Here is a 22,253-nt window from a genome sequence, read left to right as displayed (position 1 = left end):
CGCAGCTCCTTCGCGACATCGTCCTCCTGGCTCCTGGCCAGCATCATGAGCGCTGTGACGATGATGGTTCTGGTCATTTCGGTCCTGACGTGGTCGGCGCGCTGCAGCAGCTGCTGGCACGCGGCCTGGGGTGGGGTCGGGGTCATGGGGAAACAGAGCGGGCCGCACTGGGCGGCCCGGGTTGGGGATCAGGCCGCGCGGCGCAGTGCACCAGCCGGGGCCTCGGAGTAGTTGGTGGCCACGATGAGCTGCATTGGCTTCGGACTCACGGAATTGCCGACCATGCGGACCTGGGCTGTTTTGGTCAGCGCCTTTCCGGCCGCCGTGCGGTCAATTACATAGTTTTCAGGGAAGTCCTGAGCGTTGTAGAGCTCGCGCGGCACCAGCATGCGCAGCGTGATGTCTACGATCACCCAGGGCTCGCCCTTGAGCCACACGGTCACGAGCGCCAGGCGGTCGCGCGTGGTGATGGTGGTCATCGGGTCACGCAGGTCCGCCCACTGGCCGCCGCTGGCGTGGTAGCGCATCAGGAAGGCTGCGCAGCGCAGGGCGCCGGCCTCCTGCTCGGGCGACAGGTGGTACTGGATCAGTGCGTGGTGCTCGGCCCCGGCTGTGACCGTGGACACCGGCTCGCGCATATCGCGGCCCACGCTGTTCCTGCGCAGCGTGCACAGGTGCGCGGCGATCAGCTGCTGCTGGCTGCCGCTGGTGGTCACGGTCGATACAGGTTCGCGCAGGTCGCGGGCCGGCGTGCTGTTGAACCCGCCGTTGGCCTGGACCATGAACGCGGATGCCAGGCTCTGGCCGCCGCCGCTGGCCGTCACGGTGCCCAGAGGACCTTTGATGTCGTTGGCGCCGTGGCTCCAGCGCTTGCCGCCGTCCTTGCCTTCACCGTGTCCGGCCTGCACCAGATAGGCCGAACTGACGGCGTGCTTGATGCCGCCGGCCACGGCCGTGCCCAGGGGTTGGGACAGATCCAGCACGCGCGGTGCCTGGCCCTTGGCTTCGCCGTATCCCATCTGGATCAGGGTGGGCGACACCAGGGCGCGGCAGCCGCCTTTCTCCGTGGCGATGGTGCTCATGGGCCGGTCGAGCAGCTCGATCTTCCCGCCGTGGGCCATGTTCACGATGAACGGCTGGGGGCTGTTCAGCACGAACTTGTCCAAGCCGTGGGCGATCCGCCGCATGGTGGCTGGCGCCAGTTCCTTCTTGCGGCCGAAGATGCTTTGCCCGGGGATGCTCCAGTCGATGCATTCGGCCGCCTGGCGGTAGGCCTTCTGGCCCGGCTTCGGGTTCTTCCAGTGCGTCTGCTGGGGCCATACGATGGGCAGGCCGTCGCGGCGGGCGATCAGATACAGACGTGTGCGGGTGCTGCGCGAGCCCAGCGTTGCATTGCAGATCACCCGCCATTCCACCTTGTAGCCCAGGTCGCGCAGCGCCTGGATGAAGTGGCGCCAGTTGCGGCCCTTGTGCTTGGGGTCCGGCACCAGGAACTGATTGCCGCGCGGCACCACCTCGCCGGGTTCGGCTACGCGGAAGGTGGCTTTTCCCGTGGCGGGGTCCGTGATGCGATCCAGCGTGATCACGCGGCCCGTGGCGGGATCGCGCTTCGCAATCAGCGGAGACCACTGCATCATCTGCTCGACGTTCTCCAGCGTGATGACATCGGGCTGGGTCTTGCCGGCCCACCGGATGACGATCCACGCGAGCGACCGGATTTCCCCGTTGCGGGGCTGGCCGCCCAGGGCTTGGCTGTGATGCGTGCAGTCGGGCGACGCGTGGAGGAGGCCCACCACCTCGCCGCGTGTCACGGCCAGTGGATCCACTTCGCGGATGTCGGAACGGTAGTGCCTGGTCTGCGGGTGGTTGACCTCGTGCATGCCGATGGCATCGGCGTCGTGGTTGATGGCGACATCGACGGGCCGGCCGATGGCCTGCTCGATGCCTGTCGATGCGCCACCGCCGCCGGCAAACAGGTCGATCACCAGCTTTGCCGCAAGGGGCAGAACAAATTGAGGGGTGAGCATGTGGTTCCTCGGAAAAGGAAAAGCCCGAGCGGCTTGCACCGGTCGGGCTTCGGGGAATTAGAAAAGCCCGCGATGCGCGGGCTTTGAAATACGACTACTGGCTAGTTCAACCTACATAGCGGATCCAGCGGACACCGGCCATGCCAGGGAGCCCACATCCAGCCTCGCTGCTTACAACCATCCAGCCTGGCGGAACGGGTGAAAAAGCGCACATCTTCATGTTGAGATAGCTCGGATTCGCGTATTGGATTGTGTATTGACCAAGTCCTGGCAGGCCGCAGCCTTGGCTGACACTTGTCACCACCCAATTGGGAGGAACCTGCGCAGTTGGAACATTGCACATCGTCATGGAAATGTAGCTTGTTCGAACGGGAACGAGTCGAAGGCGTCCATATCCGGCAAGACCGCAGCCGACCTGCACAGAGCCGACGACCCATCCAGCAGGAACGGGTGTTACGGCACACATGAACATCTCATTGAAGTTGGTGTTGAGCTGTTCTATTTGGTAGCGGCCAGTCCCAGTTCCGCAGCCAGGGTAGATGTTTGTCACGATCCAGCCAGCAGGGATGGGATCATTGGCACAAATGTCCATGGATGCCTGAGCACTTACCTGGAATGAGCCACCTTCTTGCTCAACATCATGGAAATCACTGGCATACGCTTGACTGATCGAGAACGCAGCGATTATGGAAAAAGCTATCTTCTTCAAGTTCACCTGAAATTCCTCCAATGGTCTGTATCCAACAAATATTGCGTAATCAATATTTTTATGGAGAAAGAATATTATGAATTGTTATTTAATCGGTCAAGTCGAATAATTGTTAGCTCAATAACCGAATTGGCTGGTGAAAGAAATTCTGATGGGGATCAAATGTTGTCGGCCTGAATAACGGGAGCGCCTGTACTCGATGTGTTCATGCCCCAGGACCAGCCGGGATATGTGAGAAACGGCGTACGGTGCTGGACCGTGATCCAGCTGCGGGGGCTTGAAAGAAGAAGCCCCTGGCTCTCGAGCAACCAGGGGCTTGAGGCGCCGCCTAGACTTGGCGCGCACCTCCTTACTTGGTGTATCGGCAGACCCTTGCCTAACTTTTGGCTGTTTCGATCAGGAATTGCTCGCGGTCCTTGCCGTTGATCCAGTTTGGGGGCTTGCCCCGGCCTGTCCAAGTCGCGCCGGTGGCGGGGTCGCGGTACTTCGGGGCGCCCACGCTGCTCTTGGCCTTCTTGCCCTGGGCCGGGAAGACATCGGCAGCGGTCAAGGCGTGCTCCTGGATCAGCGCGCGGGCCGCGGCGATGCCCTCGGCTTTGCGCTCTGCCTGAGCCGCTGCGATCTGGGCGTCGAGTTCGGCCTTGCGGGCCAGCAGGTCGGTGTAGGAGGTCATGGATTTCCTTTCGTGGCGCCGCGCTGGCGCCGTGGGTGGTTCAGGGGATGGTTCAGGCTGGTTCGCCGGTCACAGCCGCCGCGAAGGCGTCTTCGGGCGTCTGGTTCACAGGGTGGTTCGGGTCGGTGGGCAGCTCTTCCTCGCCTTCCTCGCGCAGCTCCTGCTGGTCCTCGTTTTCAGGCTGGCTGGCGGGCGTGTCGGGCTTGCCAGCGCGGTAGCCCTTCTTGGCTTGCTGCAGCTCGGCCGGGGCCAGCAGCTTGATGTAGATCTCGCCCTCGGCTGCCAGGCCGGACAGCTCGCCGAAGACATCGTTGTCCTGCAGCTCGTCGCCGTTGTACTGGATGGTGCCCTTGATGGTGACGCTGCCGCCTTCGCTCAGCTCGTAGTGCAGGCCGGTCAGCACGGCGTCCATGAAGTCCACGTGCGCGTCTTCGATGCCCCAGTCCCAGATGAAGCGGTAGCCGCGCCACTTCTGGCCCTTGCCGTAGTGGTAGAGCAGGGGCAGCTGTGGGTGCCGCAGGTTCGGCAGCGGGATCAGCACGCCGGGTAGCGCCTCCTGGCCGGCCGTGGCCGCCTTGTTGCAGTAGTGGTGCTCGCGCAGCCCAGGCTCCAGCAGGTCCAGCAGGGTGTTCTCGCCCGTGAGCGTGAACGAGATGTCGATTGCGCGCACCTTCTCTTCGCCGTGCAGCTCGCGCCGCGGGTTGGCGTTGGTGATGGTGACGGCCGTGGATTCAGCCAATTCGAAGGCCATGGTTTTCCTTTGTGGTGGTGGAAACAGGGTCAGGCTGCCTTCGCTGTCTTCAGGTCTTGGACAGCGAAATAGACAGCGATGCAGGCAGCGACGTCAGCACCAGCTGTGTGTGCGCCCTCGAAGTCGTGGCCGAAGAGGTGGTGGTAGGCCTCGGCCAGCTTCGGCGTCTTGAACTTGCCTATGCCGGCGGCGCGCATCTTCTCGGTGGGCGGCAGCTTGCAGATCGGGGTGGTCAGCAGCGCTGTGCATGCGCTGGGGCCCGCCTTCCAGATGTCGGATTGGGGCAGGGCAGCGGCGGGCTCGCGCGCATCGATGTGGCGCTTGATGGCGATGCGCAGGATGCGGGCGTCGAAGCTCTCGTTGTGGGCCACGCGCATGCGACCGCCCCACATCGACAGCAGCATGCTCACGGCCACATCCTCGGGCACGCCCAGGTCCAGCGCCTTCTCGGTGGTGATCCCGTGGATCTTGGCCACGTCGTCAGGGATGGTCCAGCCGTCCGGCTTGACGATGACATCGATGCTGGAAAGCACCGTGCGGGTGTCGAGGTCCACCAGGCTGGCGGCCAGCTGCACCAGGTGGGGCTGGTCGGGGTGTTCGCTGGGCTCCTTGAAGAGCGGCAGGCCGGTGGTTTCCGTGTCGAAGAAGAGGGCGGGGTTCATGTTCAGGCTTTCTCGGCCAGGCGGCTGATGTGGAAAAGACAATGCCCGCGCGAAGCGGGCACTGGGGTGGTGGGCAGGGCCCGGGATCAGGCAGGCGCGGTGAGCGCGTGGGCGAACTTCTCGAAGCCCAGGGCCAGCTTCAGGGCCATGCGCTTGGCGTCGGAGACCAGCACCAGGACGGCGCCGCGCTCCTTTCGGTAGGGCAGGCCCAGCAGCTCCAGCGTGGCGGCCGAGACCTTGACGGCCAGGCCTTCCTGTTCCAGCTGCGCATTGAGCTGGCCCAGGGTGATCGTGGCGCTGCTGTCCTCTGCTGCAGGAGCTGCGGCTGCGCTGCTTGCCTGGGCCGTGCTGATGGCCTGCTGCGTGTCCAGCGCTGCCACGCCGCTGTCGTGCACGTGGGAGGCCGTGGCGCTCAGGTCGTCCAGCAACGGCTGGGACAGCGCGCCAGCCTCGCGGCCTTCGGCGATGCCGGCCTGTGCCTGGGCGTTGGCCTGGGCCAGCTTCTCGCGGGCCTCGGCGTCTGCGCGCTGCTGCTCCTCCTGGCGGATCCGCTCGCGCTCGGCCTCCAGGCGCTTGGCTTCGGCCTGCCGGTGCTGCCCGATGCGCAGCGCGGCCAGGGCCTGGAAGTCCTCGGGCGCTTTGCCGCCCACGGCCGCGAAGTCCGCGAACAGCGCGATCCAGTCGCCGTCTTCCTGGCGCAGGTGCTGGCGGTTCGCTTCCAGCCGGCCGGCCAGCGTGTTGGCGTCGGCCTTGGCGTTGGTCAGCACCACCGCGATGGCGTCGCGCATGTTGTCCAGCGATTTCTTGCCCCGGATGGCTTCGGCGAAGCCGCCGGCAATGCGCGGAATCCAGGAGGCGCCCAGGCGCTGCTGGTTCAGGGCCGCGATGTGCTGGTCCAGGTTGGCCTGGGCGCTGGTCACGATCTCAGCCTTGCGAACCTCTTTCTCGGCCTTCACCAGCTTCTCGCGTGCCAGGCGGGTGTTGCGTGCCAGGCTTCGCAGATCGGCAACAGTACGGCGGAAGAGTTCCACATCCTCGACCTGCGCCAAGGCGCTGGCCTCGCCGGCGTCCAGCATGTCCTCGGCCTTCTTAAGCGCCTTGCACTCTGCCTCGGCGTCTGCGAACTCTTGGTCCGTGGCTGGCTTGGGCACCATCTTTTCGATGAAGCTGCGCAGCGCATCGCCAAAGGCGGGCAGGTTGTTCACCACCTGCAGGCTGCCATGCATCTGGACGGCCAGGGCCGGCAGGCTTTCCACGGGCTCGGCCACCACGGGCGCGGCGCTGGTGTCGGTGGGCACATAGGCGGCCACCTCCAGGGCCAGCTGCTCCCAGCCGGCGAGGATCTGGGCGCGCAGCTCAGGGTTGGGTGTGTACCAGCAGTGCAGCTGCTCCAGCAGGGTGCCGTCGGGCGCCCACTTCGTGGCCATGAACAGGATGCGATCGCAACCGGCCACAGCTGCCTGCTGCTCCATCTGCACCTGGTACTGCAGCGGCAGGTCGGCGCCCGTGCAGTCTTCGACCATGGCCGCGCGCAGGCGGTCGTTCAGGCTCTTGTGTTCGAACGCGGTGTCGTTCATGAACGTGAGGCCGTCGAAGCTGGCCGAGAGCTTGCCCTCGGTGCCCACGCACGGTGAAAGCTCTTCGCCGATGATCTCTTCGGCCAGCGGCCGGGCCAGGGCCTCGAAGCGGTGGCCGTCGGCGAAGCGGCGCTCGGTGGCGGCGTCTGCCTCTGGCGAGATGCCCGTGGCCAGCTCGCGCACCAGCTCGCTGCGCGTCTTGTAGCTGCTGCAGCCCATCATGGCCGGCGCGTCGCTGGCATTCCAGTGCTGGGCCCGGTGCTGGTGCCAAGCGGGTGAGCCCTGCGTGAGGTTCACGATCTGCATGTCATCCCTCCAGTTCGGCCACGCGGGCCTCGAAGATCTCGGTGAGGCGCTGGCGTTCGGCCAGGTCTTCCACGGCGTCCAGCAGGGAACCGTGCTTGTAGAGCGCGTCCAGGTCAGAGGCATCCTTCAGGTTCTGCTCCAACTTGGTCGCGTCCACCACCATCACGCCGTCAGCGTCAGCGACCGTGGCGGCAACCTCTGCTGCAGCACCAGCAGGCGCTGCGCTGGCGGCCTGGCGCTTGGCCACTTCGTCGCGCAGTTGCTTCTCCTGCTCGGGCGTGACCTTGCCCTTGCTGCCCAGCCAGGCCAATGCGTCATCGATGGTCTTGCCCTGGGCGATCCCGTCAAGGATCGATGGCAGACGCGCAGCCCAGCGGTCGGCGGGCCATGCGGGCTGCACGACTTCCGCCTCGCCCATGTGGCGCTCGCCGGGCGGCGGCGCAGCGTTGGCCATGTCCTGCAGCTCCTCGGCCACCGGCATGCCGCGCAGCACGTCGGGGAACACGTCGCGCAGTGCGAAGGCCCGGGCCCGCATCTGGCGCATGCGCTTGGGGTACTGCGACCACGGGCCCTGCTTGCCGGCCAAGCCCGCCTTGATGGCGTCATCCATGCTGAAGCTGCGGACCTGCTCGACGCCGCCCTTGCGCTTCACGCGGCAGTAGGCCGTCTTGCCGTCGTCGTCCTCGTTGACGTACTCGCAGACCGGGCTGGCCAGCACCAGGGCGATGACGGCATCGCCCCAGAGAGCAGGTCGGCCGTTGATCACAGCCAGGTTCTGCAGCGACTGCAGCGGCTTCAGCCCCAGCTCCGCGCCCCATTGCATGGCGATCAAGCAGTTGCCTGGCTTGCCCTTGAAATCCTTGGGCACCATGTCGCTCTCGGCGAGGTAGTTGGAGAAGGTGAGGGCCTGCTCGAAGTTCTGCGGGCTCAGGTCGAATTGGGAGGCGGCGCGCAGCTGGCCGCCGCTGGCCTGGGTGACAAGGCTGTTCATGAATACCTCTGTGGTGGAAATGAAAACGGCGCTCAGAAGGCGCCGGAAGTGAGGGCGGCCAGGCCGGCGCACATGGCGCTCAGTCCCAGCCAGAGGAACAGGTGGAGGAGGGCGTTCATGCTTCAGCGTTCTCCTGCGGCAGCATCTCGTTCACGCGCTTCAGCCAGAACTGGCCGCCGGCTGGCAGGCAGCGGTCCAGCTTTTGGCAGGCTTCGCGCACCATTTGGGCCAGCTCGTCGCGCTGCTCCTGCAACTGTTGGTAGGTCAGGGTTTGGCTCATGGCCGCTCCTTCAAACATTGAACTTGGGTGTCGCTGAGCCACTGCGCATGCATACCCGGGCAGAGCCAGGCTCCAGCGGCAGCGCGCTTCAGGTCGGCGGGGCTGGCACTGTCCTGTGCTGCGTCCGCAGCGCTGCAGCCGGACATGGTCAGCACAAGGGCAATCAGCCCCAGGACAAGGCCCAGAAGCAGCGAAGCCCGCTTGATGGCGGGCTTTTTGCGGCGAGGCAATTGCTGGAGCTGGATGGGAGGGCGGGTATCAGGCAGCATTGATGCCCTCCGGATAGCGGTTGGCGATGTGGGCCATGACGGCGGTGCGCAGCTGCAGGGCCGGCTGGCTGACCATCAGCGCGCCGAGTGCCGTGATGCTGTCGTGATCACCGTCGGCGATGGCCTCGGCCAGCATTTCGTCGAAGGACATGGGCAGGCCGAAAGGACCGGGCATGCGCTCGTGGAACCAGTCCGTGGGCGTCATGAACGCCGCCGCGCGCTGCAGCTTCTGCATGGCGCGGGCCCTGTCTTCATCGGCCGCAGCGGCGCGGCGGTCCATCTCGTTCTCCCAGCGCTCCGCATCCGCGCAGGGGTTGGCGGTCATCAGCATGACGGTTCTCCAAAAGAAAACAGCCCTCTACGGGCTGCGGAACAATGGTTTACAGAGGCCTGTCGGTGCTCGACATAGACTGCCGGCCACAACTCTATGAAAGGCGCCCACATGAAAATCGCTTTCGCCATGGCCGTTGCGGCCTTTGTTCTCGGCGGCTGTGCTGTGTATGACGATGGCTACCGTGATGGGTACAAAAGCCATCCCCACGGCTGCCCGCCTGGCCAAGCCAAGAAGGGCAACTGCTGAAACCAAGAACCCGCCTCGGCGGGTTTTTGTTTTTGCGGTGCGTGGGAGCATCCCGGGCCGCAAAAGAAAAGGCCCGCGAACGTTGAAGCTGCGGGCCTTGGTGCAAAGTGCCGATGCCTGAAAGGCGTGCCTGGGAATTAGAGAGGGAGGGAGGAGGAACCCAGGCTCGGCGTGAAACTGATTGCGTCCACGATACCCTGCACTCGGCCGAGCAAATGTGAACGGAAAGTAAAAGATGCAGGGCTTCCACCTGCTGCGGCTTGCTAAGCCTCTGCGACCCCGTGGCCAGGGTATGGATGATGGCATGCCGTGTAAGCCCCGGCTTTCCTCTATCGACGGTGGCTAGACTTTCACTGCTTGCAGGCGGGCGACTGCCTGTCACGATTTGCCATCAAGGGTGCTGGCTGGCCCCTGCAGATACCACCTGCAGCGCACTTTCGGGGCGGGCCACTCCAAGGCGCGTGCCCACCAGCCAGCACTCCTGATGGCCCCGGCGCGAAGCCGGGGGTTGGTGTTCATTCAGATGTGAGCCGGCCGCTCTGGGTTCGCTTGTGCGTCACTGGGAGCGTTTCGCCGCTCTCGGACCGGCCCGCCCACTTCCTACTGCAGTCGTTTCGGAAGCCCCGGACGCCAGGCCAGCGCTGCTCGAATTCCTTGACCGGCATCGGAAACAGCTGGTCCAGCTCTTCAAGCGCCCCGTTGAAATCGCTGAAGTAGCGCCCCGTGAAGTCCATGTCGCTCTCCTTATTCAAACCTCAGCACCCTCTCGGAAGACGCTGAGGTTTGGACCCTTGCGGGCCCAATCGCGACGCACCCACGCCGCTGGTTTTTCTTGCTCTTGGGTTCCACCCTCACCGGAGGATTGGCTTGCATCCGGGCGCCCCGGGACTGAGTCCCTGGCGACTTGCAGCTTTGGCCTGCTTGGGAGCAGGTGGCTGGGTCGTTGGGATGAAATGTATCAAAAGATATTGATTGAAGCAATATCAAAAGATACTTTGTTGGAGCAAAAAAAAGCTGCGAGGCATCAATGGATGCTCAAGCAGCGTTTGCTCTCTACCTGTTTTTCCCGGAAGGAAAGGCGTTGTTTGCCTCGTGCAACATGCTATGGGCAAGCATCAAAACCCCTTGAAAGCGGCACTGCTCGGGCCCGAGTGCGCTTGCACACAGCTCCACGAGATCGGCCGCAGCTTCGATGCGCCCTCTTGCAAAAGCTTCCTGCTCTTGGAGGGTGGAGATGCTCAGAAGCCCGCCTCCGAAATGATGGAACACTTTTGTTTGGTCGCCGTTGAGTGGTGGTGGTGCGGTTTGAGCGGTGATCACACGGGCCTCATGTGTACTGTTGTTATGTACAGTATTCCCGTGAGTGTCCGATTTGTCAATTTGAAAAAATTAGTAGCGCGAGACTATTGTGGGCTACGCAGTTGTGGGATATCCAGCATTCCTCTTAGCAAGTTTTCGATACGTCGCACCTCCGCAGGCTCCAGCTTCGCGATGGCTGCGACCACCTCTCTGGATAGGGCCCGCTCCTGATACTTGGTGTCACTAAACCAACCGGTCGCGCCTGGAAGCTCCTCGCACATAGCAATGGTCTTCTCCGTAATCGGTCGAAGGCCGTTGACCATGTGATTGATATAGCCGCCGTCCTTGTATCCCAGAGCTCGCCCAAGGGCAGCACGTCCGCCCATGTGGGTGGCAAGGGCGTCCAGCCTCTCACGCCGAAAGTTGTTGAGTGCGTCGGTGTTCATCCGGTGAAGCTTATTGCGTCAGTATCGAACGCTATTGTTTTATGAGCATATCAAAAGATACTTGAAAAGTATCAAAAGATATAGAATCGCCGCATGACCACATTCAAGCCATGCGACGAACTACGGCGGTACCTGGAAGCCCAGGGAGCACTTTCGATCACGGAACTGAGATCGCGGGTCGGCGCGAAGCAGGATACCCAGATCCGACATTGGCGCGACGGGGTGCGAAGGCCCAAGCCAAAAACTGCCGTGGCAATCGAGCAGGTGACCTTGGGGCAGGTGCCTCGTCATGTTTGGTATCCGGACGAGTGGAAGGACATCTGGCCCGAGTACGAGCCGACGCCCCCCAAGTCGCTGCAAGCCGCCGAGACCCAAGGGGAGCCCGGCCATGCCTAAGCCGTACCGCCTGGGCGGGGCCCAGCCGACAAGCAAAAGGTTTTCGGGGAAGCGTTGGGACCGAGGGTCGGCCTTCTTTGTAACCCTGCAGCGCAGCAGGACGCACGTCTGGGAAGGTTGCCGGCGCCCGTCAGCTTCCGTCTTGGGAGGGGTGTTGTGCCTGCCCCGCACGCCGGGCTTCTTCTGCAGTGTCCACGCGCTGAATGCCTTCCAGCAGGGCGTAGTAGGCGTCTTCGAACGTCTTGGCAACGATGCCCCGCGTGAAGTCGCTGTACTCCAACTCGATCTTCGAGAGCATTGCTCCGGCAAGAGTTGCTGTGGGCGCGATCAGTTCTTGTTTCATGTCCGCCCCTCTCGGGAATGGTTGTGTAGGAACTCCCATTCTGCGCCGGGAGGCGGCGGGCACCCCTTCGCTGCCGGCCCGCCGCAGCACCAGCAGCGCCTGCACCGCGCCCGCGAACAGCGCCGCATGGAGGCCTGGCACCAGGCCAGCCTGAACCTGCACGCTGCCATGCAGACCCTGAAGTCGCGTCAGGCCTTGATCCAGGGGCTGAGCCATGCTTAGCCGCACGATCACCCTGCGGCCTGGCGAGTCCTTCGTTACGGCCGATGGCGTCAAGGTCGAAGCGCGCATCGAGGAGCAGGAGCGCCGCGAACAGGCCTCGCTGGACGCGATCCCGCAGGCTCACGCTGCGGCGCTCCAGGCGTTCGACAACGTCAAAGAACAGATTCGGGCGCAACAGGCACTGGTGTCTGCACAACAGTCCATGACGGGCCTGTCTCTCGCTGGCCCAAGCGCGCCGCGCGCCATCTCCATCACCGATTTGGACGACCGCATCGTTATCACGGTGGGCGCCGCTGAACTGCGGCTGACCCATGAAGAGGCCACGCGCCTGTTCGCAATTGGACGCGGCGCCAACGACAAACCCCAACAGAAAGGAGGCGCCTGATGCGTGCATTCCTATGGACCGCAGCCGTCCTCATTGCCGTTGGCGTGCTGTGCCGGGCCTTTTGGCTGACCGTGCGCAGCTTCCCACCCCAGACCACTGGCAACTACGTGCTGAGCTTGATCGGTGACGTCGCGTTGCTCTGCTGGGTCTCCTACCTGCTGGCGGGCGACAGCTGTGCCTGAGCACCCGCGCCGCCGCGCCAGCCCATACATCCACGAATCCAGCTCCCTGCGGCTGACGTCCCATTCGTCGTCCAGGGCCTCGTCCTCCACGACCACCACAGCCAGGACAAAGACATGAACTACGACCACCTGCCACCTCAACTCGCCCGGGGCCGCAACCCAGACCTGGAATACACGAACCTGCGCATGAACCTGCCGGTGTTCACGTACAAGATGCTCGACTCGTCGGTACAGATCCGCGTGCGGATGGGCGAACTGCGCTGCAGCGTGAACCAAGTGATCAACGAGATCCTGGACCCTTGGGCGGATGCCCGGTGGCGCCATTCCCAAATGGACATGCGCCTGGCCCCCGAGAACCCGTTCGAGATCGTTTCCTTCCGCCCGCGTGCTGGCCAACTGCGCGAGGACGAGCTGACCGAGGTCCGCGCGTCTGTGCGCAAGTTCACCCTGGACGTGATCCAGGCGCACATCGATGTCCTGTACAGCGGCGATAGCGATGCAAGCCGGGGCGATGTGATCCGCCAGATCCTGACCAGCTGGGCTTTGAAGCGTTGGCATGAGTCCAGTATCACGATCGAGCGTGTGCCTGTGAATCCTTTCGCTGTGGCATCGGCTCCCAGGGGCGAGGAGGGCGGCAATGTCTGAAGTCGTCAGCCTCGACCGCATCAAGGCCCTGGCGCACGCAGCGCGCGCCGCTGGCCAGCCCATCGAACAGGCATGCCCATGGCCGGCCACCACGCCCGCTGGCCAGGCGTTCGCCCGCGCCTACGAGGGCCAGGAGCCAGCATGAATCTCTCCATCCGTTTTGTCGAGGCCTGCAAGGTGCGCATCGACGGCCGGCCAGCGCCGGAGCCCGTCCTGATGGTGCACTTCGCCGAGATCCCCGAAGCCATGCCGCTGGAGCAGCAGGCCCTTGAGATGCGCATTCAGGCCCAGGGTCTACTGCTGCACGCCGACATGCTGGACTTCCAGCGCACCGGCAAGGTTCTGCACCGCCCGTGCGCCGATCGGGCAAAGCGCGCCATGTACGGCCTGATCGCGCTGCGCACACCTGAGCGCCAGACCGAAATGGAGCGCGTGCTGGGAGGTGCTCCCAATGCGTGACTACGCCAAAGCCGTCCCCAAGATGTGGCACGGCAAGACCTTCAAGGCCCTGCGCAAGCAGCCGGAGGGGCTTGTGGTGGCCTTTTACCTGATGACCTCGCCCAGCTCCAACATGCTGGGCCTGTATGCCCAGCCCGTGCTGTACATGGCCTACGAAACCGGCCTTGGTGAAGAAGGGGCTCGCAAGGGCCTTCAGCAGTGCATCGAAGCGGGTTACTGCTCCTATGACGATGAGTCGGAATTCGTGTGGGTGCACGAGATGGCCAGCTACCAGATTGCCTCTGAACTGAAGGGGTCTGACCTGCGCTGCAAGGGCATCCAGAAGGACTACGACGCCTTGCCGGACAACCCGTTTCTGGGCGAGTTCTTCGACCGCTATGCCGAAGCATTTCACTTGCATGGACGAAGGGGAGAAGAAGGGGCTATGCAACCCCCTTGCAAGACCCTACGAAGCCAAGAACAGGAACAAGAACAGGAGCAGGAAAAGAAAGAGCCTTACGGCTCTGTCGGCAGCGCCGACGACCAGCCCGGCGAAAACGCACCTGGCAAGCCTGGACTGCCGAACTGCCCGGTTCAGGACCTGGTTGACCTGTACCACGAAGTCCTGCCCGAACTGCCGAAGGTTCGCCTGCTCAACGAGGGCCGCCGCAAGGCCGTGGGCAAGCTCTGGCGCTTCGCCCTGACGAGCAAGAAATCCGACGGCACGCCGCGTGCAGAGACCGCCGAGCAGGCCACGGCCTGGATCCGCGACTACTTCGGCCGTGCCCGCGACAACGACTTCCTGATGGGCCGCGGCTACCGCAGCGGAGAGCACGCCAGCTGGCAGTGCGATCTCGACTTCCTGCTCAGCGAAAAGGGCATGAAGCACGTCATCGAAAAAACAAGGACCGCAGCATGAACGCCCGCTCCATGCCCCCTCTGGACGAAGTTTTCGACGGCGCCGCAGCGATGCCGCTGGCCAGCTTCGAGGCTGAGCACGCTGTGCTGGGGTCCCTGCTGATGGACAGCCGGCTCTACGACGTGGTCGGCGACCTGCTGCAAGCCAAGGACTTCGCGGACGAGACACACGGAGCGGTCTACGGCGCCATCGCCGCGCTGGCCGTGGCCGCAAAGGCCGTGGACCCGATCACGGTGCACGAGCAGCTGGGCGGCCAGGTCGATCTGGGCTACCTCACGGCCCTCTTCAACGCTGGGACTGTCAACGGCTCGTCGGCCCGGCGCTACGCCGAGATCGTCCGGGAGCGTGCGCTGAGCCGCCAACTGCTGGGCGTAGTGGACAAGGCCCGGGAGCTGGCGCGCGACCACGCACTGCCCATCGGTGACCGCATCGAGCAGGTTTCGGCGCAGCTGGCCGGCCTGGTGTCCGATGGTCCCGGCGACGAATGGGTCGATGCCTCCGCAGGCATGGACGAGTTCCTACAGGAGCTGGACCGGCGCGCCAGCGGCATCGAGGAGCCATTCATGCCCACAGGCCTGGCCGACCTGGACAACCAGCTCGACGGGGGCCTGCGGCCCGGGGAACTGGTCATCATCGCCGGCCGACCTGGCATGGGCAAAACAGCGCTGGCCCTGGGCATCGGCAGCCACGGCTCCAAGCTCAAGCAGACCTGCGCCATGTTCTCGCTGGAGATGCCGCGCATCCAGCTGTACGAGCGCCAGATCGCCTCAGAGGCAGAGGTCTCGTACAGCAAGATCCGCCTGCCCAAGCGCCTGACCGACGAAGAGGGCGCCGCCGTGGTGGCAGCAGCCGAGCGCGTGAAGGCCCGCCCGTTCTACGTGACGGACAAGACCGGCCACAACATCAACACCGTGCGCACGAAGGCCCGCGCGCTCAAGCGCCGGCACGGCCTGCGTCTGCTGATCATCGACTACCTGGGCCTGCTGGAAGGCGCGAACCCGAAGGACAACCGCACCACCCAGCTCGGCGAGATCACGCGCAACCTCAAGAAGCTGGCGAAGGAGCTGGACATCACGATCCTGCTGCTGGCCCAGCTCAACCGTGAGGTGGAGAAGCGCGTGGACGGCATGCCGATCCTGTCCGACCTGCGCGACTGCGGCGAGATCGAGCAGGACGCCGACATCGTGCTGTTCGCGCATCGACCCATCCAGCACAAGCCCAGCCTGGGCGACGCCTGGCGCTACTACGGCGTCATCCGCGTGGCCAAGCAGCGCGGCGGCGCCACCGGCGACATCGACGTCAAGTACACGGGCCCGCTGCTGACCTTCTCCAACTGGTACGGCGCCCGGCCGAGCACCACCCCTGGCCGTTCGGCCGACTTCGAGTGAAAGAGACGACCATGATCACCTTTACCGTTCCCGGCCAACCCGTCGGCAAGGGCCGCCCCCGCATCGGCAAGGTGGGCCAGCACGCCCGCATGTTCACGCCCGCCAAGACGGTGAACTACGAGGGCTTGGTGGCCCACGCCGCCAGCATCGCCATGGCCGGCCGCGCGCTGCTGGAAGGCGCCATGGACGTTCACCTGCTCATCAACTGCCAGGTGCCGGCCAGCTGGTCCCGTAAGAAGCAGCAGCAGGCCCTGGCCGGCGCCATCCGACCAACGACCAAGCCGGACATCGACAACATCGAGAAGGCCGTCTACGACGCCATCAACGGCGTGGTCTGGAAGGACGACGTGCAGGTGGTGGATGTCGTGAAGACGAAGCGCTACGCGGCCGCGCCCGGTGTGATCGTGACGATCAAGCCCGTGGGCGAGCAGGAACCCTCGGTAGAGCAGGGCGACCTGCTGGGAGCGCTGGCATGAGCGAGCACCTGACCGTCCTGCTCAAGACGCCCGAGCAGGGGCATATCGCCGTCAACGGCGCGTGGCGGCAGGTCAAAGGCTGGCTGCGCGAGGGAAAGCGCCTGGTGCTGGAGATCCGGCCTGAGTGCCGGGAGGAGCGCCACAGCCGCCACTTCCACGGCCAGATCAACCAGATCAGCCAGCAGTTGGGCGGGGACTTGGCCAACGTGGAGGATGCCAAGCGCATCCTGATAAGCGCCTTCCGCGTGGACACGCTGGACGATGTTCAGTTCCGCGACGAGTGGGTGCGCCTGGGCGAGATGCGGATGGGCCGTGGCCTGCGCGGGGAGGTCGTGATGCTGGGCGTGCCCACGAAGAAGTTCTCGAACAAGCTGGCCAAGGGCTTCGTCGAATGGCTCTATGCCTTTGGCACCGAGGCCGGCGTGGTGTTCAAACCGTGGGAGGACGAGATGCGATGAATTGCTGGCCCTGAAAAAAAGAAAGCCCGCACGTGGCGGGCCTCCCCGGACTGTTGTCCTGAGCAAGCAATAGTCTACCGGGAGAAGCCATTGACCACCAGCACCACCACGCCGCAAATCGACGACCGCACCAGCGCCGACATCATCTGGGCCACTATCCAGGACCTGCACACCCAGGGCCAGGTCTGCTCGCGCTCGGAACTGCAGGCAATCACAGGCCTGAAGATGACCATCATCGACGACCACGTGTCGCGCCTGATCGATGACGGCCGCCTGCGCCGCATTCGGGATGGTGTCTTCGCGCCAATGATGGGCCGGCCCGAGCCCGAGGCTGTGTCGATGACGGAATTGCCTGAGGGGCTGGTGATCATTGAGGCTGGTGACCAGCAATTGCGCGTCAATGAAGCCACGGCTCGGCGCATTGCCCGCATGTTCCAGGGCTACGCAATGCAGTTCTCCAACATGCAGACCCAGCACGACATGGGCGCCATCCTGACCGAATTCACGGTGCGCAATAGGCACCAGGCCGACGAGATCCTGGAGCTGCGCAAGGTGGTGCAGCAGTTGCAGAAGAGGGTGCAGGATGGGGATGCCGGGCAGATGTCGCTGATCGGTTGAATTACTGACGCGGTCAGTCTCCGCAAACCCTGCTTCCTCTTTGAGGATTTGGCTATTCTTTTTTCTTTCTTGTGTGAACGCTGCCTATGGAACGGTCTGGGGGAAACATTGCTCTTTTCATGTCCTCTAGAGTCATGATCTTTTGTTGTGCTATTTCCTGTTCTAGCAACTCCTGAGGAGTAGTTGCCATATAACCTAGCAAACCACCACTGGATAATCCTAAATTTGGTGAAGAAGGGGTGTGTTGAATCTTGGTTTCTAGCTGTGTAATTCTGTTGATTAGTATCCCGAGGTTGCCTGCAATATCTTTAAGAATATCTGATTCCTTGGGCGGCTCTGGAGGGTCTTGGTTGGGTGTTACTGCGATGATTTCGGCTATCCGCTTTTCTAGATCAGGCCAGAATACTTCGAAAGTCTTTCGAAGAGTAACACCGTCAACTGGAGAAGCGAGTTGTTGATTTATGCTGTTAATGAGTTTTTCAACACTTTGTTTGTCAACGGGAGTATGGTTGAATTGAGATAATGGGCCAGTGACCTCGCTAACCGGCAAATCTATCAAAAGCGTACAGACCCGACTGGTTTCCAATCCTTTTGCCAGCGCGCCTGCTTCGAAAAGTATCCAGGCACTATTCAGATTCTCACGGGTTAGGCAGATAATTCCTACCGTACTATCCTGAAGCTGCTTGCCTATGTCTTTTTGCCACAGCGAGCCGCGCTCGATATCTGTTGTCGAGATCCAGGGCGTTGTAGTTTGCAACACGCATTTCAGCCAAGGCTTTAGCGCTTCCGCTACAAGGCAACTACGTGTGCCTGACCAACTGAGAAAAACGTTCATGAATAGATCTCCTCTGCGACGTAAGGAAGTGTGTCTCGATGATTGTAGAAGTATGTGAAAGCTCCCCTGCCTAGGGTTCGCCTAAAAGACACGCGCCCGGGAGACTCCGGGCATGCCATCTTCTCCGCATCCCGATCAAGCCCCCAGCGCAGGGGGCGCAGCCCCCGGCCCCCGCTCCCCTGACTGGGAGCGCATAGAGCTGGACTACCGGGCCGGCATCAAGACTCTTCGCCAGATCGCCGACGAGAACGGCATCACCCACGGCGCCATCAACAAGCGCGCCAAGCGTGATGGATGGGAGCGTGACCTGTCCCAGAAGATCCAGGCCAAGGCTGATGCGCTGGTATCCAGGGCGGCGGTATCCAGCCAGGTATCCGCGGATACCAAAGTCCGGGAACGGGCTGTCATCGATGGCAACGCCCAGGCTGTGGCCGACGTTCGGCTGGGCCACCGCAAGGACGCGCGCCGTGTTCGCCAGCTCACCAACAGGCTGATGGACGAGCTGGAGCAGCAGACTGACCCGGCCACCCTGGCCAAGCTGCAGGAGCTGGCCGCTGCCGTGGTGACGCCTGGAGAGAAGCCGGGGCGCGACCGCTACGGCGAGCTGCTGGAGGCCGTCATCAGCCTGCCTGAGCGCTCCAAGACCTTGAAGGTGCTGGCCGAGAGCCTGCGCGTCGTGGTGGACATGGAGCGCACCGCCTTCGGAATGGACAAGGTCGATCCCGTGGGCGCAGGGCCAGGGGAGGGCGGCGTGGCCCGCATCGCTGTGGAGTTCGTGCGGCCTGCTGTGCGGGAGGACGACGACGCATGAACGCGCCTGCCGAGCTCCCATTCACCAAGCTGCAGCTGGCCGAGAAGCTGCAGGCCCTGTTCTCGCCCCGGCGCTACAAGGTCATGCACGGTGGCCGTGGCGGCGGCAAGTCCTGGGCTGTGGCCGCCGTCCTCCTGGCCATGGCCGCCGACCGGCCGCTGCGCGTGCTGTGCGCCCGCGAGATCCAGCGGTCCATGAAGGACTCGGTGCATCGCCTGCTGAAGGACACCATCTCGCGCCTGGGCCTGGAAGCCTTTTTCGAGGTGCTGGACTCCGAGATCCGGGGCATCAACGGCTCGCTGTTCCTGTTCTCGGGCCTGCAGTCCCACACGGTGGACACCATCAAGTCCTTCGAGGGCGTGGACATCGTCTGGGTGGAAGAGGCCCACGGCGTCAGCAAGAAGTCCTGGGACGTGCTGATCCCGACCATCCGCAAGGAAGGCTCAGAGATCTGGCTGACCCTGAACCCGGACATGGAGACGGACGAGACCTACCAGCGGTTCATCGCCACGCCCAGCCCGGACACTTGGGTCTGCCAGATCAACTGGCGCGACAACCCCTGGTTTCCCGTGGTGCTGGAGGACGAGCGCCAGAAGGCCAAGCGCTCCATGCTCAAGGACGACTACGAGCACATCTGGGAGGGCAAGGCCCGCAAGGTGGCCGCCGGCGCAATCTATCGCCACGAGGTGGAGCACCTGTATGCCGACGGCCGGGCCTGCCGCGTCCCCTACGACCCGCGCCTGCCCGTGCACACGGTCTGGGACCTGGGCTGGAACGACGCCATGACCATCTCCATGGTGCAGGTCGGCCCGCAGGACGTGCGCGTCATCGACTACCTGGAAGACAGCCACCACACCTACGACTGGTACGTGGCCCAACTGGAGAAGCGCCCGTATCGCTGGGGCATCGACTACCTGCCTCACGACGGCAAGACCAAGAACCCGCAGACCGGCAAGAACGCCGAGATGCTGCTGCGCGAGCTGGGGCGCCGGCAGGTCGTGTGCCTGGCCGCGCTGGACGTGGAAGAGGGCATCAAGGCCGCTCGCATGCTGTTCCCGCGCTGCTACTTCGACGCGGCGAAGACGGCGCGCCTGCTGGAGTGCCTGAAGCGGTACCAGCGCCACGTCAGCACCAAGACCGGCGAGGCCATGGGACCGCTGCACGACCAGTACAGCCACGGCGCCGACAACTTCCGCTACATCGCTCAATCGGCCGAGCACATGCTGCGCTCACAGCAGCAGCGGCCCGTCGCTCCTCGGGGCGGCGGCTGGCAGCCACTGGACAACGAGATAGGGTACTGACATGCAAGCCACCACCAACCAGGGGGGCCTGCTGGCCCAGCAGCACGATGACGGCGGCGAGCCTCAGCGCGACCTGCGCGCCAAGTTCGTCCTGACGCTCCTTTCCAAGCGCCGCGAGGCCATTGCCGGCCGCGCCGGCTCGGGCATCGAGGAGGAGTGGACCGAGGACGAGGAGCACTACCAGGGCATCGACGACGCCAACCGGTCATTCCAGAACGCCAACCAGCTGTACCGCAGCAGGAAGATGGCCATCGTGGGCGGCCAGCCCAAGCAGCAGGGACCGGCCCGGTCGGTGGTTTTCCTCAACATCACGCGCCCCTATACCGATGCGGCCAGCGCCCGCGTGGCTGACATGTTGCTGCCCACGGATGACCGGGCCTGGGAGATCAAGGCCACGCCTTTGCCGACGCTCAGCCCAGCATTGCGCCAGCGGCTGATGGACGCCATGGGCGGGATCTACAAGCAGAAGACCGTGGAGGAATTCGTCCAGGAGCAGATCCACAATGCGGCCGAAGCCGCCAAGGGCATGCAGCGCGCGATCGAGGATTCGCTGGTCGAGAGCAATTGGCATGGAGAGATGCGACAGCTGATCGAGGACTCAGCGCGCATCGGCTCCGGTGTCTTCAAGGGACCCTATCCAGTGATGCGCACCAGCCGGATGGCCATCAAGGATCCGGTGACGCAGACCACGGAGTTCGTCAAATTCGACGAGATCAAGCCCGGCTCCAAGCGCATTGACGCCTGGAACTTCTTCCCGGACCCAGCCTGCGGAGAAAACCTCCACAACGGCGGATACACCTGGGAGCGCGAGCACATCGGCCCGCGCCAGATCAAGGAGATGCTGGCCGATCCCAGCTACGAAACCGCCGAATTGCTGGCGGTGCTGCGCGAAGGACCGTCCCGAACCCGTGAGGGCACGGAGGCCGTGTACCGGCCGGGCGAGAACGAGTTCGAGATGTGGATCTTCTACGGTCACTGCGCCCGTGAGCACCTGGCGCGCCTGGGCGTGGAGATGGAGGAGGGCGACGAGGACCGCGTGCCCACCATGGCGGTGATGATCAACGACCGCCTGGTGAAGGTCGTGCTCAGTCCCCAGGAAGATGGCGAGTTCCCCTATGACGTGCTGGCCTGGCAGCGCCGCCCGGGCATGCCCTGGGGCGTCGGCATCAGCCGGCAGGTCCGTACGGCGCAGCGCATGCTCAATGGTGCAGCCCGCGCCATGATGGACAACAACGGCCTGTCCGCAGCGCCTCAGGTGGTGATCGGGAACGGTGTGACGCCGGAAGATGGTGTCTGGAGTCTGCGGCCCGGGAAGATCTGGCGTGCCGAAGCAAATGCGGATGTGTCCGATGTGCGCGGAGCATTCAACGCCTTCACAGTGCCCAGCGCCCAGGTCACGCTGATGAACACCATTCAGTTCGCGCTGAAGGTGGCCGAGGACACCACGGGCATGCCGGCCATGCTGCAGGGCATCCGCGGCGATGCACCCAACACCCTGGGCGGCATGCAGATGCAGAACAACAACGCCACCAGCGTGCTGCGGCGCCTGGCCAAGCGGTTCGACGACTACATGACCCGGCCCCACATCCAGCGGTACTTCGACTGGATGATGACCTACTCGGACGACGAGTCCATCAAGGGCGACTTCCAGATCGACGTCCGCGCCTCCTCTGCGCTGGTCGAGCGCGACGCCCAACAGCAGTTCCTGATGACGCTGCTGCAGGTCTCTGCCAATCCCATCTACGAGCTGGACCCGGCCAAACTGGCGGCCGAGCTGTGCAAGGGCCAGCGCCTGGACCCGGCCAACTTCCAACTCACGGATCAACAGAAGGCGCAGCGTGCCCAGCAGGGCCAGGACCCGACGCTGCAGGCCAAGGCCAAGCTGCTGGAGGCCCAGGCAGGCAAGACCGATGCAGAGGCGGGCAGGGCGCGTGCACAGACCGTGGGCGTGAACGTGGACACCTTGTACAGCGGCACCCAGGCTGCGCAGGTCCTCGCCCTGAACCCCGGCGCGGCGCCAGTCGCCGACGGGCTGCTGCGCTCGGGCGGCTATGTCGACCAGGACGCTGCGCCCATCGTGCCGCAGCCGTCGGGCTGGATCACACCCCAGCAGCAGCCTGACCCTGGCGCCGTGCCCAACAACACCGATCCGCTGACGCCACTGCGCCCTGACAGCCCGCTGCTGGGCGTGCGCCAGGGCATCGAGACGCCGGCCGCTGACGGCGCGCGGGGCTGACCCCCGGCCAGGGTTCGTCATAGGCGTGGC

At 64.0% G+C, this 22,253-nt stretch carries 30 protein-coding genes; 15 read left to right on the top strand and 15 right to left on the bottom strand.

Features of this window, described 5'->3' with window-relative positions:
* Positions 1-188: 188 nt before the first annotated feature.
* The 10 genes from LGR64_RS12450 to LGR64_RS12405 form a co-directional block, all read right to left on the bottom strand.
* On the bottom strand, positions 189-2,027 hold the full coding sequence (locus LGR64_RS12450; RefSeq protein ID WP_230355630.1) for a DNA cytosine methyltransferase: 1,839 nt from the start codon (positions 2,025-2,027) through the stop codon (positions 189-191).
* 106 nt (positions 2,028-2,133) lie between these two features.
* Positions 2,134-2,742: a hypothetical protein gene (locus LGR64_RS12445; RefSeq protein ID WP_141836184.1), complete on the bottom strand. Its 609-nt coding sequence runs from the start codon at positions 2,740-2,742 to the stop codon at positions 2,134-2,136.
* 370 nt (positions 2,743-3,112) lie between these two features.
* Positions 3,113-3,409: an H-NS histone family protein gene (locus LGR64_RS12440; protein ID WP_141836187.1), complete on the bottom strand. Its 297-nt coding sequence runs from the start codon at positions 3,407-3,409 to the stop codon at positions 3,113-3,115.
* Positions 3,410-3,461: 52 nt separating this feature from the next.
* The gene (locus LGR64_RS12435; RefSeq protein ID WP_198820379.1) at positions 3,462-4,160 is read right to left on the bottom strand and encodes a hypothetical protein; all 699 of its coding nucleotides are present in this window, start codon (positions 4,158-4,160) and stop codon (positions 3,462-3,464) included.
* A 29-nt stretch (positions 4,161-4,189) separates the two neighbouring features.
* Positions 4,190-4,822 (bottom strand): 3'-5' exonuclease, encoded by a 633-nt coding sequence (locus tag LGR64_RS12430; protein ID WP_230355629.1) that lies wholly within the window; start codon positions 4,820-4,822, stop codon positions 4,190-4,192.
* An 86-nt stretch (positions 4,823-4,908) separates the two neighbouring features.
* Positions 4,909-6,705, bottom strand: a complete 1,797-nt coding sequence (locus tag LGR64_RS12425; RefSeq protein WP_230355627.1) for a YqaJ viral recombinase family protein — start codon at positions 6,703-6,705, stop codon at positions 4,909-4,911.
* A 1-nt stretch (position 6,706) separates the two neighbouring features.
* The gene (locus LGR64_RS12420) at positions 6,707-7,696 is read right to left on the bottom strand and encodes a recombinase RecT (protein ID WP_230355625.1); all 990 of its coding nucleotides are present in this window, start codon (positions 7,694-7,696) and stop codon (positions 6,707-6,709) included.
* A 115-nt stretch (positions 7,697-7,811) separates the two neighbouring features.
* Positions 7,812-7,976 (bottom strand): hypothetical protein, encoded by a 165-nt coding sequence (locus LGR64_RS12415; RefSeq protein WP_185750866.1) that lies wholly within the window; start codon positions 7,974-7,976, stop codon positions 7,812-7,814.
* A complete protein-coding gene (locus LGR64_RS12410) occupies positions 7,973-8,245 on the bottom strand; it encodes a hypothetical protein (RefSeq protein ID WP_230355622.1) in 273 nt (90 codons plus the stop codon). Before LGR64_RS12410 ends, LGR64_RS12415 begins: the two co-directional genes overlap by 4 nt.
* On the bottom strand, positions 8,235-8,576 hold the full coding sequence (locus LGR64_RS12405) for a hypothetical protein (RefSeq protein ID WP_097201801.1): 342 nt from the start codon (positions 8,574-8,576) through the stop codon (positions 8,235-8,237). The genes LGR64_RS12410 and LGR64_RS12405 overlap by 11 nt, the downstream gene beginning before the upstream one ends.
* A gap of 111 nt (positions 8,577-8,687) precedes the next feature.
* On the opposite strand from LGR64_RS12405, the gene LGR64_RS12400 reads away from it, so the two are divergent.
* Positions 8,688-8,825: a hypothetical protein gene (locus tag LGR64_RS12400; protein ID WP_180288413.1), complete on the top strand. Its 138-nt coding sequence runs from the start codon at positions 8,688-8,690 to the stop codon at positions 8,823-8,825.
* Positions 8,826-9,340: 515 nt separating this feature from the next.
* Here the strand turns inward: LGR64_RS12400 and LGR64_RS12395 are convergent.
* From LGR64_RS12395 to LGR64_RS12385, 3 genes are all read right to left on the bottom strand, one after another.
* Positions 9,341-9,559: a hypothetical protein gene (locus LGR64_RS12395; RefSeq protein ID WP_230355620.1), complete on the bottom strand. Its 219-nt coding sequence runs from the start codon at positions 9,557-9,559 to the stop codon at positions 9,341-9,343.
* Between the two features lie 319 nt (positions 9,560-9,878).
* Entirely contained in the window at positions 9,879-10,145 is a 267-nt protein-coding gene (locus LGR64_RS12390) for a hypothetical protein (RefSeq protein WP_230355618.1), read from the bottom strand.
* A gap of 83 nt (positions 10,146-10,228) precedes the next feature.
* Positions 10,229-10,570, bottom strand: coding sequence for a hypothetical protein (locus tag LGR64_RS12385; protein ID WP_043821342.1), 342 nt, complete (start codon positions 10,568-10,570; stop codon positions 10,229-10,231).
* A gap of 93 nt (positions 10,571-10,663) precedes the next feature.
* Between LGR64_RS12385 and LGR64_RS12380 the strand changes: the two genes are divergently transcribed.
* Positions 10,664-10,966 carry a hypothetical protein gene (locus LGR64_RS12380; RefSeq protein WP_230355617.1) on the top strand — a complete coding sequence of 101 codons (303 nt, stop codon included), beginning with the start codon at positions 10,664-10,666 and terminating at the stop codon, positions 10,964-10,966.
* Between the two features lie 130 nt (positions 10,967-11,096).
* Here LGR64_RS12380 and LGR64_RS12375 read toward each other — a convergent pair whose 3' ends face one another.
* Entirely contained in the window at positions 11,097-11,525 is a 429-nt protein-coding gene (locus LGR64_RS12375; RefSeq protein WP_230355615.1) for a hypothetical protein, read from the bottom strand.
* Between LGR64_RS12375 and LGR64_RS12370 the strand changes: the two genes are divergently transcribed.
* The 10 genes from LGR64_RS12370 (at position 11,524) to LGR64_RS12325 (ending at position 17,040) form a co-directional block, all read left to right on the top strand.
* A complete protein-coding gene (locus LGR64_RS12370) occupies positions 11,524-11,916 on the top strand; it encodes a hypothetical protein (RefSeq protein ID WP_230355613.1) in 393 nt (130 codons plus the stop codon). The two genes, LGR64_RS12375 and LGR64_RS12370, sit on opposite strands and share 2 nt — an antisense overlap.
* On the top strand, positions 11,916-12,098 hold the full coding sequence (locus LGR64_RS12365) for a hypothetical protein (RefSeq protein WP_043821329.1): 183 nt from the start codon (positions 11,916-11,918) through the stop codon (positions 12,096-12,098). Before LGR64_RS12370 ends, LGR64_RS12365 begins: the two co-directional genes overlap by 1 nt.
* Positions 12,099-12,212: 114 nt before the next feature.
* Positions 12,213-12,743 carry a hypothetical protein gene (locus LGR64_RS12360; RefSeq protein ID WP_230355611.1) on the top strand — a complete coding sequence of 177 codons (531 nt, stop codon included), beginning with the start codon at positions 12,213-12,215 and terminating at the stop codon, positions 12,741-12,743.
* Positions 12,736-12,888 (top strand): hypothetical protein, encoded by a 153-nt coding sequence (locus LGR64_RS12355; protein WP_185750867.1) that lies wholly within the window; start codon positions 12,736-12,738, stop codon positions 12,886-12,888. Before LGR64_RS12360 ends, LGR64_RS12355 begins: the two co-directional genes overlap by 8 nt.
* Positions 12,885-13,202, top strand: a complete 318-nt coding sequence (locus LGR64_RS12350; RefSeq protein ID WP_230355609.1) for a hypothetical protein — start codon at positions 12,885-12,887, stop codon at positions 13,200-13,202. The genes LGR64_RS12355 and LGR64_RS12350 overlap by 4 nt, the downstream gene beginning before the upstream one ends.
* Positions 13,195-14,100, top strand: coding sequence for a hypothetical protein (locus LGR64_RS12345; RefSeq protein WP_230355607.1), 906 nt, complete (start codon positions 13,195-13,197; stop codon positions 14,098-14,100). The genes LGR64_RS12350 and LGR64_RS12345 overlap by 8 nt, the downstream gene beginning before the upstream one ends.
* Positions 14,097-15,488 (top strand): replicative DNA helicase, encoded by a 1,392-nt coding sequence (locus LGR64_RS12340; protein ID WP_230355605.1) that lies wholly within the window; start codon positions 14,097-14,099, stop codon positions 15,486-15,488. The genes LGR64_RS12345 and LGR64_RS12340 overlap by 4 nt, the downstream gene beginning before the upstream one ends.
* A gap of 11 nt (positions 15,489-15,499) precedes the next feature.
* On the top strand, positions 15,500-15,964 hold the full coding sequence (locus LGR64_RS12335; protein ID WP_043821403.1) for a RusA family crossover junction endodeoxyribonuclease: 465 nt from the start codon (positions 15,500-15,502) through the stop codon (positions 15,962-15,964).
* Entirely contained in the window at positions 15,961-16,422 is a 462-nt protein-coding gene (locus LGR64_RS12330; RefSeq protein ID WP_230355603.1) for a recombination protein NinB, read from the top strand. The genes LGR64_RS12335 and LGR64_RS12330 overlap by 4 nt, the downstream gene beginning before the upstream one ends.
* 90 nt (positions 16,423-16,512) lie before the next feature.
* The gene (locus tag LGR64_RS12325; RefSeq protein WP_097201813.1) at positions 16,513-17,040 is read left to right on the top strand and encodes a hypothetical protein; all 528 of its coding nucleotides are present in this window, start codon (positions 16,513-16,515) and stop codon (positions 17,038-17,040) included.
* 52 nt (positions 17,041-17,092) lie between these two features.
* On the opposite strand, the gene LGR64_RS12320 is transcribed toward LGR64_RS12325, so the two are convergent.
* Positions 17,093-17,875 (bottom strand): TIR domain-containing protein, encoded by a 783-nt coding sequence (locus tag LGR64_RS12320; RefSeq protein ID WP_230355600.1) that lies wholly within the window; start codon positions 17,873-17,875, stop codon positions 17,093-17,095.
* A gap of 112 nt (positions 17,876-17,987) precedes the next feature.
* Here LGR64_RS12320 and LGR64_RS12315 point away from each other — a divergent pair, with 112 nt between their 5' ends.
* The 3 genes from LGR64_RS12315 to LGR64_RS12305 are packed head-to-tail and all read left to right on the top strand — an operon-like array spanning position 17,988 to position 22,223.
* The gene (locus LGR64_RS12315) at positions 17,988-18,686 is read left to right on the top strand and encodes a hypothetical protein (RefSeq protein WP_230355598.1); all 699 of its coding nucleotides are present in this window, start codon (positions 17,988-17,990) and stop codon (positions 18,684-18,686) included.
* A complete protein-coding gene (locus LGR64_RS12310) occupies positions 18,683-19,987 on the top strand; it encodes a PBSX family phage terminase large subunit (RefSeq protein WP_216293276.1) in 1,305 nt (434 codons plus the stop codon). Before LGR64_RS12315 ends, LGR64_RS12310 begins: the two co-directional genes overlap by 4 nt.
* A 1-nt stretch (position 19,988) precedes the next feature.
* Positions 19,989-22,223: a portal protein gene (locus LGR64_RS12305; RefSeq protein ID WP_230355596.1), complete on the top strand. Its 2,235-nt coding sequence runs from the start codon at positions 19,989-19,991 to the stop codon at positions 22,221-22,223.
* Positions 22,224-22,253 lie beyond the last annotated feature (30 nt).

It is taken from the genome of Delftia sp. Lp-1 (assembly GCF_020523835.1).
Lineage (GTDB): Bacteria > Pseudomonadota > Gammaproteobacteria > Burkholderiales > Burkholderiaceae_C > Comamonas > Comamonas acidovorans.
This window is presented reverse-complemented; position numbering and strand designations above follow the sequence as displayed.